The sequence below is a fragment of the Vibrio sp. La 4.2.2 genome (assembly GCF_027586995.1).
GTDB lineage: Bacteria > Pseudomonadota > Gammaproteobacteria > Enterobacterales > Vibrionaceae > Vibrio > Vibrio mediterranei.
The window spans coordinates 373709-386324 of record NZ_JAPPTJ010000005.1 but is presented as its reverse complement, the minus strand read 5'-3'; the positions used below and the strand labels follow the sequence as shown (position 1 = coordinate 386324).

Sequence of the window (12616 nt, the reverse complement as noted above, 5' to 3'; positions counted from 1 at the left end):
AACGCAACGTTCTCACGACACGTATTGTTGTCTATTGCCATTTATAGACTTGGGTCTCTGGATAAAAAGCGTACCACGCGAACCAAAATAATAACGTTGATGGTTGGGTTTCACCCTTCTCATCAGTTATCCAAGCTGACTGGTTGCTGCTATCCCAGTGAACATAATAGCGATCCCCGCCCAATTCAAAGCTTTGCTGCTGAGTTGCTAACTGAGATATCTCACTAAATGGAAACGCGATAGTTGACTGCTCCACTTTAAACCCTAATACCATCTCTTTCGGGTGATACTCATTGGGTGCTTGATTTGCTACAGGAAAGTAGATGGCAGCATTTTTTCCATAACCTGCATAAGGATCTCTCTGGTAATCGCGTTGATAACCTGTGTTGGTGGAGAGAACTAGCGAGTCAGGGTAACGAGCTAGCCAATTCGACCAACGACTAAGTGTAAGCGGCACTTGTTTGAGTTTACGGCCAACTAATGCTCCAGCTATAGCCTCACCATGAATTTGTGACCATAACGATTCGGTTTTGCGGTCGTACATAAGTACGTCTGAGTTATATAACAAACCTGAAACCCCAAAGTCCAGAGCTTCACGCTCCCCTGTTGGCTGGCTAAGAAATGCCATTCCACTGCCACATAATGGACAATAACTGACTACGTAACGTGTTCCGCTGAATTGGTCATTAACGATTTCATGCCAGTTGAGAATTCGAATAGGATACGCCTTCACCACATCACCAACCTGCAACCCCAATACGATATCCTGTGCATGCATAAATTTTGCCTCGTTGCCTTTAATAAACTCGGGCTGATTGAGTGCCGGAATGCCATCTTTAGGTGGCCCGCCTTTTTGAATGAATTGTGAGGGCACAGATGCATTGTCTATGTTGAATCCATTGAGCACCTTCGCCAATAGTGATATCGGAAACGACAACAATATGAAGACCAAAAGAGTTAATCGCAGCTGCATTTGCCTCTCCTCCAATCAAGAAGACTGGCCATATAGACCCGCCAACAACAGCAATGCTTTCAATTGTCCTCTAAAACAAAAGCAACGATGCTCATTAATACGCATAGCACTCTGGCGCTTATTCGACATAACAAACGCTGCGTTGAGCTGCTCAACAATTGTGACAAACTTCAAAACCATAAATAAAAACTATACTTAATCCGACTGATCAAGTTGATCGAATGATGCAAATGTGAAAACCTTACCACATTGAAACATGAAAACCTTTTCATGTTATGTGAAAACCTTTTCTTAAAACGTATCAGGATAGAACAAATGAATAAGAAAATCGCGGTCCGCTTGCTTGCGGCTCTCGGCGGAAAAAATAATATTCGAGCCCTAGAACATTGCGCGACAAGACTTCGTGTTGTTGTAAAAGATGATGCACTTATCGATGTCGACCAAATCAAATCAACAGATAATGTAGCTGGTTACTTCTTCCAATCGGGCCAACACCAAATCATCCTTGGCACAGGCTTAGTTAACAAGGTCTTCGCCCTTATCCAGCAAGAACTAGATGGCGAACTTGAGAGCGCGAAAGGCGCTGCTTACGAAAACATGAGCCCATTCCAAAAGGCCCTGCGTTCTTTAGCAGACGTATTCATTCCTTTGATTCCCGTGCTGGTTGCGACCGGTCTGTTCATGGGGTTACGCGGATTCGCCCAACAGCTAGGCTTTGAGTTCTCTCCTGAGCTACTCACTATGACGCAAGTTGTAACTGATACGGTATTCATCTTCCTACCAGCGCTTGTCGTGTGGTCTGCCTTTAAACGCTTTGGTGGTACGCCTGTTATCGGCATGGTGCTGGGTCTAATGCTTATCGCACCGATGCTGCCAAACGCATGGGATGTGGCAAGCGGTAACGCAGAAATGCTGAGCATTGGTATGTTTAAGATTCAAGGCTTCCAAGGCACCATAATTCCAGCTCTAATTGTAGGTATCTTGGGCGCTAACCTAGAGCGTTGGATTAACTCATGGATGCCATCAGTGGTTTCGCTGATCTTTACTCCATTTTTGACGATCACTATTGGCATGCTAGCAGGTCTATTCATTATTGGTCCGGTATTCAACATTGTTGAACATGGCGTAATGGTTTCTACAGAATCAATTATTAACTTACCAATGGGCATCGGCGGTGCAATCTTTGGCGGTCTACAACAGGTTCTAACTGTAACGGGTCTTCACCACAGCTTAATGGTTGTAGAGCTTAACTTCCTATCGACTATCAAGATCAACCCATTAAATGCACTGATTACTGCATCAATGGCAGGTCAAGCAGGCGCAGCGATTGCCTACACCATGTCGATCAAAGATAAGAAACAAAAAGCGCTTAACTACTCTTCAATCGTACCGTGTTTCTTCGGCATCACTGAACCACTTCTGTTTGGTGTGACGCTAACTAATAGCCGTGTATTTGTATCAGGTATCATCGGCGGTGCCATTGCGGGTGCATTCGCAACCATCATGCACATCGCACCATCTGTTATGGGTGTCACTTTCATTCCAGCTATTCCTGCCTACTTAGGTAATGGTCTTGGTATGTACCTAGTGATGATTGTTATTGGTATGGGTAGCGCAGCAATGCTAACTAAATTACTAGTAAAACCAACACGCAACGAAGCAAAGATGACGGTTGCTTTAGATAAGTAAACTTCCCCTCGTGGCGGTGTACCTTAGGGTCACCGCCACGATTCGTTTTAAAACATTGAATAATTCAGTGTTAGCAACAAGTCCAACTACAGAGTGTATTAATAGCAATGACTTCAACAGAACTGTGTTCACAAAGCGAATCTTCAGTGTCGCACCAACCAAACACTGACCACTTGCGCCCACGGTTTCACCTAACTGCACCGTACGGACTGATTAATGACCCAAACGGCTTTATTGAATACGATGGACAGTATCATCTGTTTTTCCAATGGAACCCACACGCTTGTGAGCACGGGGCAAAATATTGGGGACACAGCACCAGTCAGGATCTAGTAAACTGGACACTGCAAGGTCAAGCATTAGTCCCAGACGAAAGCTACGATCGCCACGGCTGCTACTCAGGCAGCGCGTTCGTATTGGATGATCGACTTCATCTTTTCTATACCGGAAATGTAAAAACCGACGACGGTGTTCGTCTTACTACTCAATGTCTCGCCAAATCTATTGATAACCGCAACATTCATTTCGAGAAAATAGGCCCGGTTATCCCAAAACAACCTGAGGGATATACGGCGCACTTTCGCGACCCTAAAATTTGGCAACACGATGGCACTTGGTATTGCGTTCTTGGTGCTCAGACAAATGATGAACTTGGTCAGGTGCTTCTTTTTAGCTCAAAAGATGCTTCTAACTGGACGTTTCTCGGCCCAATTGCCGGCAACCAGATCAACGGACTTCACGACTTTGGTTATATGTTCGAATGCCCAGATCTGTTCCACCTAGATAACACTGATGTTTTGATAGGTTGCCCACAAGGAATTAAGCCCAACGGATTAAGCTTCCAAAATCGCCATAATAATGGCTATTTTGTAGGTAAGATGGATTACCTAAATACGTGCTATACACACGGCGACTTTGAGCCACTTGATCATGGGTTTGAGTTTTATGCTCCGCAAACCACCGAGTCCAATGATGGACGCCGCCTGATGAGTGCTTGGGTTGGTATTCCTGAGGAAGATGAACAACCTAGCGTCACCAATGACTGGATTCACGCTTTATCCTTAGTGCGAGAGCTTTCCGTCGTTGATGGGAAGGTGTATCAACAACCCGCTCGCGAGCATGAATCTTTGCGCGGTGCGATGTCTTCGTTTGAAGAGGTGCAACTTACCAATCAGAATCACTTATCTCTGGACAGCAACCACTGTTTTGAATTGAATCTTGATATCGAGCATATTACTGATGATGTCACGATCAAGTTAGCTGATGAAGGTGACCGTTGGCTGGCATTAAACTATCAAGCAGAGACTGGCGTAGTCACTTTAGATCGTTCAAACTCCGACTATTTACCGGGGAAACGACAGTGCAAAGTAGACAGTGAGCAATCCCTCAATCTGCAGATTTTCTTTGATCAGTCTATTGTTGAAGTCTTCATCAATCATGGTGAAGCCGTGTTTACATCACGCGTTTTCCCGCAAGCCGAACAGTCAAAAATCACACTTGAAACTGGAAAGTCATGTATAATCAAGCGCTTTATTAAATACGACTACTGACCAAAGGAATAACGGGAAATGGCGACAATTAAAGAAATAGCCAAGTTAGCAGAAACTTCAATTTCAAGTGTTTCCCGTGTCTTGAACAGTTCTGGTTATGTCAGTGAGCCCGTTCGAAAGCGCATTCAAAAAGTGCTTGATGAAACGGGCTATCGCCCCAACGCCTTGGCCAAAGCACTGCATTCAAAACGCAGTCAGACTATCGGGGTTATTCTTCCAAAAATAAACGCCACTTCCTCTGGTGACAACATCGCTGGCATTGATCAATACTTTGCCAATAACGGCTACAGTATCATCTTAGGTAACACCAACCACAGCATAAAAAGCGAGCTAGAATTTCTCGATTTATTTGCAGAAAAGCAAGTCGATGGCATCATCCTAATCGCGACTACGATTACGAGTGAGCACAAAGAAAAAATCAGAAAGGTAGGCAAACCCGTTGTTGTTATGGGGCAATCCACTACCGATGGAACACCTTGTGTGCTGTTCGACGAAGTGACGGCGGTGGAAGAGATCATTGACTATCTTGTAGCGTCGCAACATCGTAATATTGCGCTTATCGGTGTATCTGAAAGTGACGTATCTGTGGGTGTGAAACGAAAGCAAGGTTACTTAAACAGTTTAGAAAAGCATGGATTACCCATTTCTGCCGATATGATGGTCAATGGTGAGTTCTCTGTAGAAAGTGGTTATACCGCCTGTCAGGAACTTTATGAAGAGCGAATGCAGCGCCCAGACGCTATTTTCGCTGCCAACGATAAAATGGCTATTGGTGCGATTACCTACTTACTTGAACATGGCTTTAAGGTCCCAGAGGATGTCAGCGTGTGTGGCGTTGGTGGTGGTAATATGTCTCGTTATTACAACCCTAAGATTACCTCGCTGGTTTATGACTTTGAGGAGTCAGGTAAAACCAGTGCACATTTACTGCATATGCTGATTGAAAAGCCCGATCTGGATTTGACCGACCACGTAAGCTTTATTCCCTACCATCTCGAAGTAAGAGACAGTACTGCGCCTAAACTAAGTTAAAGCGCAGCCATATTTGATTGTCGTTTAACGAGTGATCATTTGACGAGCTATCGGAAGCTATTCGAAAAACTCTATTACTAACTGGTTGTTCTTAATCACAACTTCTGGATTAGAGGATTTCAGTAGCGCCTCTTTAACCGTATTGCTATCGAGTTTGTAAACAGGATAGGTAGATACAGCGGCACCAATCATACTTACTGCGGGCTTTATCAGCTTCTTGATTTCTGGTGTTAGAAGCTGCCCTTCTTGGTCAATTTTTTCTAGACGGAGTGATTGTAGAAAAATCTCACCACTTTCTTGTTCATATCTAGGTATGGCACTGAATTCTATATCCAAATCAAGGTTAATATCTTGTTCATCCAACAACTGTAGTTGAGCCTTGGTGTTGGCAAATACCGCTACACGATCAGCGTCAGAGCGTCCAATTTTGACCTGAAGATCATCGACTGAAAGCTTGGCATACATGACGTTTTCAACACCAATAGATTGGTTGAGTTGTAGGTTGTCATTGAGATAATTCGTCATTTCTTGTTCAGTGATGCTGTAACTCACACAACCTGACAATAACAGCACTGATGAAGCCCAGAGGAGTTTGGCGAATCTGTTTTTCATAACGGGTAGCACTCTCAGAATATCGGAATAAGAGAAAAATAAAGCAGACCTTTGAGTCTGCTTTATCTTATTAAAAGGTAGGGTGTTTTTGTGTCACAGGCAAGTGTTAACTTAGTCAGAATAACTTAGCTAATCGACCACCGTGACAATGAGCATTTAAAGTCATCGTAACCAAACTCATTAAGCTTTTCGATCTGACCGCTTGAGCGCTCACAGTAGATTGACGGCATCTTCAGACCATTAAACCAATTGAGTTTCACCATGGTATAGCCAGCACTATCCATAATATGCAGTCGTTGCCCCACCTCTAACGGCTCATCAAACTTGGCCTCACAGAATTGGTCACCAGCCAAACATGAACATGAGCCAATGACGTATTCATGATCACCTTCTGAATTGGCTTCTAAAATCGAAGCAGGTTCATCGTATATGAGCGTGTCCAGACGATGCGCTTCCGTCGCAGAATTTACAATCGCCGTCTTTTTCTCATTTTCTACAATGTCCACAACGGTAACAACAAGGTCAGTCGTTTTAGTTATGATCGCTTCACCTGGCTCTAGGTAGAGCTGCACACCATGCTTTTTCGAGAACGCACTCAATGCAGCACCAAGTTTATCGATATCATAACCAGGCCACGTAAAGAACACGCCGCCCCCCATACTAACCCAATCGAGCTTATCTAGATGAGCACCAAATCGCTCTGAAATAGCATCAAGTAAACCGATAAATACATCCACATCTTTATTTTCACAGTTCATGTGAAACATAACACCATCGATAGAATCGAAGATCGTTGGGTCGATATGATCGGCTTGCACCCCAAGGCGAGAGTACGGTCTAGCAGGGTTGGCCAAGTCCTGTCCCGCATAGCTCACCCCCGGATTAAGACGTAAACCAATGGACACTTTGCCTTCAACGATATGACGATAAGCGGCTAATTGAGACTGCGAGTTGAAGATCATCTTGTCACAAATATCAGCCACTTCGCGTACGTCGTCTTCGGTATAACCAACACTGTATGCGTGCGTTTCACCACCAAACGTCTCGTAACCAAGTTTTACCTCAAATGGACCACTGCTGGTTGAGCCATCTAAGTATGGTTTAATAATGTCAAACACACCCCAAGTTGAGAAACACTTAAGCGCCAGCACTAGCTTTACGCCAGAGACCTCTTTGAGGTGTTTTGCTTTCTCTAGGTTCTCAATCAGTTTGCCTTCATTAATCATGAAGTATGGAGTTTTGAGTTCGTTTTTAATCATTTTGTAGACCTAAGTTTAAAGACCCTAGATAGCTACCTAGGGTCTGTCACTTTATTTAAGAATCTTGATATCCGGAGCACCGACTTCCAGCTCTTGAACATGCCAATCTAAACCGATTTCAGGCATGGTTTCTAGGAACGGATCAGGGTCTAATTGCTCCATATTGAACACTCCAGCGTCTGCCCATTGACCACGGAAGTATTGCAGTGCCGCCGTGATGGCTGGGACACCCGTTGTATAAGAAATGGCTTGATGCTCTACATCTTCGTACGCCACTTCATGGTCTGCATTATTGTAGATAAATACAGAACGTTCTTTACCGTCTTTCTTACCTTGAACCCAAGTCCCGATACAAGTTTTACCTGTGTAACCTGGTGCCAAAGAAGTTGGGTCTGGAAGCAGTGCTTTTAACACATGTAGTGGCTGAACCACAGTGCCATCATGTAGAGTTAGAGGGTCAGGGCTAAGTAGACCAATATCACGCATGCAATTGAAATAGTTCAAGTATTTATCGCCAAAGCCCATCCAGAACTCGATGCGCTTTGCAGGAATGAACTCTTGCATAGAACGAACTTCATCATGTGCCATTGAGTAAACTTTGTGTTTGCCGACTAATGGGAAATCGAACTCAAGCATACGAGTGTGGCATTCAACTTGTTTCCATTCACCGTTTTCCCAATAGAAAGAGTCACCTTGAATTTCTAACATGTTGGTTTCTGGATCAAAGTTAGTGGCAAACTTTTTACCGTGGTCGCCAGCATTGACATCCATAACATCGATGGTGTCGATTTCATCGAATAAATGCTTCACTGCGTAAGCTGCAAATACGCTTACAACACCAGGATCAAAACCTGCGCCTAAAATACCCGTGATACCTGCCTCTTTGAATTTGTCACGGAAACCCCATTGCCAATCATAAGCTTGAGGAACTTGCTGACCTTCCGAGCATAGATCGACAGCGACAGAAGTATCTAAATAAGAGACTTTCGCTTGCAGACACGCTTCCATGATGGTGATGTTTACCCAAGGAGGACCCGCGTTAATCACTAGGTCTGGCTTCACTTCATTGATCAGGGCAACCAGCGCTTCAACATCGTCCGCATCAACGGCACGAGCGTCTAGCTTTTTAGTCGTGTCTTTTAAGTTGTTTTTGCCTTTAATGGATTCAATGATTTTTTCACACTTCGCGACGGTGCGTGACGCAATCGTAATATCACCTAATACATCGTTATTCTGAGCCGCCTTGTGAGCGACTACCCAACCAACACCACCAGCGCCAATCTGTAAAACTGCCATTTTCTTTCCTTATTCTGTTTATCGGTTAGTACGAGTTAGCTAGCTCAAGTGCTAACTGATCAATGTTATTCAGTAGGCTCTCAAAATCTGAGAGCGTTAAGCATGGGTTTAGAATCGTGAACTTCAGTGCTGACTGACCGTTCACTACCGTTTCCCCTAACACCGCAACGCCACGTGTTAGTGCTTGTAAACGGATCGCTTTATTCAGCTCATTCAAATCGTTGACGTCATGATTAATAACGCGCAATAAGACCGTTGATAATGATGGCTGTGCCAATAGCTCAAATCGTTCATGCGCTTGAACAAGTTTGGCCACCTCTTGCGTTTGTTCCATCAGATGGTCATACATATCACCTAGTGCCTGTGGACCAACGTTTTGCATCGTCATGAAGACTTTTAGAGCATCGAAACGCTTGGTTGTAGCAATGGATTTATCGACCAAGTTTGGCAGCTCATCGTGCTCTCGATTGAGGTAATCCGCATGATGAAGCAGGTACTTAAAGTTGCTGCGATCTTTTACCAGCAACGAGCCACAACTGATGGTTTGATAGAACAATTTATGGAAATCGACGCTGACAGAGTCCGCTTTTTCAATACCATTAAGCTTGTTTTTGTGACTGCTTAGAATAAGGGCGCCACCGTAAGCACCATCAACGTGGAACCAAAGCTGGTTTTCGGCAGCAATGGTGGCGAGAGAGTTTAGATCATCAATAGCGCCGTGATCTGTCGTCCCTGCTGTTCCGACTAAAGCAAAAGGTATCAAGCCTTCAGCTCTCATCGCTTGTAAGTCAGTGATAAGTGCATCCGTTTTGATGGTACCGTTGTCGTGGGTTGCAACGCAGTGCACGGCTTTTTCACCCAAGCCTAACAACGAGGCTGACTTTTGAACCGTAAAATGCGACTTATCGGAACAGACAATACGAAGTCTATCGGCATAACTCGGAAGACCTTGCTTTTGGATAGAATGACCATCCGTCACATCCGCAATTCGGTCACGTGCCAACAGAAGACCCATTAAATTACTCTGTGTGCCACCACTGGTGAAAATACCATCTGCTGACGCACCAAGCTCATAGCGCTCGCAAAGCCAATCCAGTACTTTCTGCTCAACATAAGTTGCCGCCGATGCTTGGTCCCAAGAATCCATAGATTGATTCAACGCCGCGATCATCGCCTCTGCAGCTACAGCTGGCATTAAAGGTGGTGTATGCAAATGTGCAATACAATTAGGGTGTTGAGTGAATATTGAATGCTCTGCAACCAAACTTGCTGTCTCATCAACAACACGTTGTAGATCATGATGACGACCGTCAAGATTGACATTGTTAATGGCCGATTCAAGCACTTTTGGATCTAACCCCGAATACGGTTTAGAGACACCCTCAAACACTTCTTTCATCGCTTGAGTAGTGTGATTCATTACCTGAGAAAATTCGGTCGCACCTTGCACACCCGTATGGATGAAGTACTTTTTCCACGACTTTGCTTTGTTAACTTGCTGTGACTTTTGCCCGCCACCAGCTACAACGATAGCCTCTTCAATGGTGCGTAATGCAAAATCGATCTGCTCGAAACTGATGATTAGTGGTGGAAGAAAGCGAATAACGGCACCATCACGCCCACCTTTTTCAACCATCAAACCGCGTTCTAGCGCGGCGCGCTGTATGCCTAGGGTAAGCTGACCATCGGCAACAGGTTCACCAAACTTGTTGTGTTCACCCGTTGGCTTGACAATCTCGACGCCCAGCATCAGTCCTTTACCGCGAACCTCAGCAATACAGTTTACACGTTGCTTTATTCTGTTGAGGCCAAGACGTAAGTACTCTCCAGCGACTCTGGCATGCTCAACAAGATTGTCGCGCTCGATGATCTCAAGTGCTTTCTCGCCCGAAACCATGGCCAGTTGATTACCGCGGAATGTGCCCGTGTGTTCACCTGCGTTCCACGTATCCACTTTTTTGTTAAATACCAGTAGTGACATCGGCAAGCCGCCGCCAATCGCTTTGGATAAACAGAGAATATCTGGGCTAATCCCCGCTTCTTCAAATGCAAAACGGTAGCCTGTTTTGCCTACGCCGCACTGGATTTCATCCAAAATGAGCAAGATCTCATGCTCATCACAAAGTCGGCGTAATTCTTTCAGCCAAAACGCCGGAGCAGGAATAACGCCCCCTTCTCCTTGAACTGGCTCAACAATAATGGCAGCTGGTTTCATGATACCGGCTTCATCATCGTTCAATAGTCGTTCGATATAACGAATACTCTGTTTTGCGCCCGCATCGCCACCAAGACCAAACGGACAACGAAGATTATAAGGAAATGGCATGAAGTGAACATCGGACATCAGCCCAGTACGACGCGCTTTGGTGCCAAGGTTACCCATCATTCCCATGGTGCCATTCGTCATACCATGATATGCACCGCGGAAAGCAAACATAGTATTTCTACCCGTAGTTTGCTTCGCCAATTTGATAGCGGCTTCAACAGCGTCGGCACCCGAAGGGCCACAAAACTGAATCACCGATTGGTCAGCGAATTCTTGCGGTAGAAACGCTTTCACTCGTTTGATAAAACGATCTTTCGCTTCTGTCGTAATATCAAGAGTTTGGTACGGTAAACCTGAATCAAGCTGCTGTTTGAGAGCTTGATTGATTTCAGGATGGTTGTAACCCATCGCAAGCGTGCCTGCTCCAGCAAGACAATCAAGAAAGATTTGCCCACGAGTGTCTTCCACCAAAGCACCAAACGCACGCTTGATGGCGATAGGCAGACGACGTGGATAGGAACGAACTTCTGATTCGTGCTCCGCTTGATCAAGTAGAACCTGATCAGGTGTCAGGTCATAGGTGCCTTCAACGTGTGGAACGTGTACCGAAATTGAAGACGCGAATTCTTTGGAATCAAATTCGAATGCTGTACTCATTTTTGTAACCTAGATTAGGCGTGCGAAATCACTCGCTACGCGCATAGCAAAACAAGTCCCACCGTATTTCAGATGTGACAAAGGCCTAAATGAACTGCTTCATTTAGAAAGGTATTAGCGTTTTGAAATCAAGGCTCTGTGATACTACGGTTTAAGCACAATACACAGTTTGGAAGTACAAAGCTGATTTTTGAGTGTGAGTTAATCTGTTTCAATGTTGGGTTTCCCATTAACATGCCCTTCTAGGCATCAGTATCCCGTCTACTGGTTATTGGCATAACCAGTACCTACCCTACGTTGTGTCACAATCAGCTTGAATGGTCACAACGCGTCTCCCCCAGATTCATTCCGAGATTGCGCGGGAAAGTAACATAGAAATCATTATCATCGCAACCGTTTTCTCCAGTTACGTTTTGTCTAACTTATGGAAACAACTACCAAAAATATGAAATTGGTTAGATAAAAAAACCGCCTCGTGGGAGGCGGCGTTATTTTATTTTGCTACTTATCCTTTTGATCGCTTAGGCGTTTGGTGGTCGCCTGGCCTATGGTATCTACGTCAACACCATTTTGTTCCAAGAATCTTTCAAACATCGGTAACAGTGGGCCTAAAGTGTCAGCAATTGTATCGCGCACGGTATCAACAACAACTTGAGTGCCACGCTCAATCTCTATATTAACGTCATCACCCACCAGTTTGCCTTCAAAGGTCGTCATACGGCGAGTTTCTGGAATCAGCCACACATCAAACCACCCTTCTTGCTTATCTACTTCTGAAACCGTCAAGCTTGCCCCGTTGATAGCGATATAGCCTTTAGGGAACACGTATGGTTTCCACTCTTTTGGCAACTGAAATTGTATACGGTAGTTATCTTCTTGTTGATGAATAGCAACCAATGGCGTTTTGAAGTCCACGTGTCCTGAAAGCGGATGACCACCAATCTCTGCGCCATCTTTTGCCGCACGCTCCACATTGATTCTCTGGCCTTCTTCAAATGCACTCAATGTGGTGATGTTCAGGCTCTGAAGCATGACGTCAAAAGAGAGACGCGTTTCACTTTGAATTGCGGTAACCGTTAAACATACCCCATCCACAGCGATACTGGCTCCAATTTCAACATCGACGCAAAACCCAGATTCAAAATCGATTTCAAAGGTACGAATGCCGTTAAGATCAGTAATTTTGTCGATTGTCGCGACAGATTGGATAATTCCCGTAAACATAGATGCCTCATTTCACTAGTGAAGTGCCTTTAGTACAGACATCATTACAAAAAGAATC

Annotated in this window: 9 protein-coding genes; 3 read left to right on the top strand and 6 right to left on the bottom strand. The window is 44.7% G+C overall.

Annotation, left to right across the window (positions count from 1 at the left end; translation table 11 throughout):
• Positions 1-31: 31 nt before the first annotated feature.
• Positions 32-973, bottom strand: a complete 942-nt coding sequence (locus OH456_RS13750) for a DUF3179 domain-containing protein (RefSeq protein ID WP_270033671.1) — start codon at positions 971-973, stop codon at positions 32-34.
• A 315-nt stretch (positions 974-1288) separates the two neighbouring features.
• Between OH456_RS13750 and OH456_RS13745 the strand changes: the two genes are divergently transcribed.
• The 3 genes from OH456_RS13745 to OH456_RS13735 all read left to right on the top strand — a co-directional run bounded on the left by OH456_RS13745 (position 1289) and on the right by OH456_RS13735 (position 5244).
• Entirely contained in the window at positions 1289-2662 is a 1374-nt protein-coding gene (locus tag OH456_RS13745) for a PTS transporter subunit EIIC (protein ID WP_124939932.1), read from the top strand.
• A gap of 107 nt (positions 2663-2769) precedes the next feature.
• A complete protein-coding gene (locus tag OH456_RS13740) occupies positions 2770-4212 on the top strand; it encodes a glycoside hydrolase family 32 protein (RefSeq protein WP_270033670.1) in 1443 nt (480 codons plus the stop codon).
• Between the two features lie 18 nt (positions 4213-4230).
• Positions 4231-5244: a LacI family DNA-binding transcriptional regulator gene (locus tag OH456_RS13735; protein WP_006075497.1), complete on the top strand. Its 1014-nt coding sequence runs from the start codon at positions 4231-4233 to the stop codon at positions 5242-5244.
• Positions 5245-5301: 57 nt separating this feature from the next.
• On the opposite strand, the gene OH456_RS13730 is transcribed toward OH456_RS13735, so the two are convergent.
• The 5 genes from OH456_RS13730 to OH456_RS13710 all read right to left on the bottom strand — a co-directional run bounded on the left by OH456_RS13730 (position 5302) and on the right by OH456_RS13710 (position 12558).
• On the bottom strand, positions 5302-5856 hold the full coding sequence (locus OH456_RS13730) for a DUF1439 domain-containing protein (protein ID WP_006075496.1): 555 nt from the start codon (positions 5854-5856) through the stop codon (positions 5302-5304).
• A gap of 125 nt (positions 5857-5981) precedes the next feature.
• Entirely contained in the window at positions 5982-7115 is a 1134-nt protein-coding gene (nspC, locus tag OH456_RS13725; protein ID WP_270033669.1) for a carboxynorspermidine decarboxylase, read from the bottom strand.
• 51 nt (positions 7116-7166) lie between these two features.
• Entirely contained in the window at positions 7167-8411 is a 1245-nt protein-coding gene (locus tag OH456_RS13720) for a carboxynorspermidine synthase (protein ID WP_006075494.1), read from the bottom strand.
• Between the two features lie 25 nt (positions 8412-8436).
• Entirely contained in the window at positions 8437-11334 is a 2898-nt protein-coding gene (locus OH456_RS13715; RefSeq protein ID WP_270033668.1) for a pyridoxal phosphate-dependent class III aminotransferase, read from the bottom strand.
• A gap of 501 nt (positions 11335-11835) precedes the next feature.
• A complete protein-coding gene (locus OH456_RS13710) occupies positions 11836-12558 on the bottom strand; it encodes a riboflavin synthase subunit alpha (RefSeq protein ID WP_270033667.1) in 723 nt (240 codons plus the stop codon).
• Between the last annotated feature and the right edge of the window lie 58 nt (positions 12559-12616).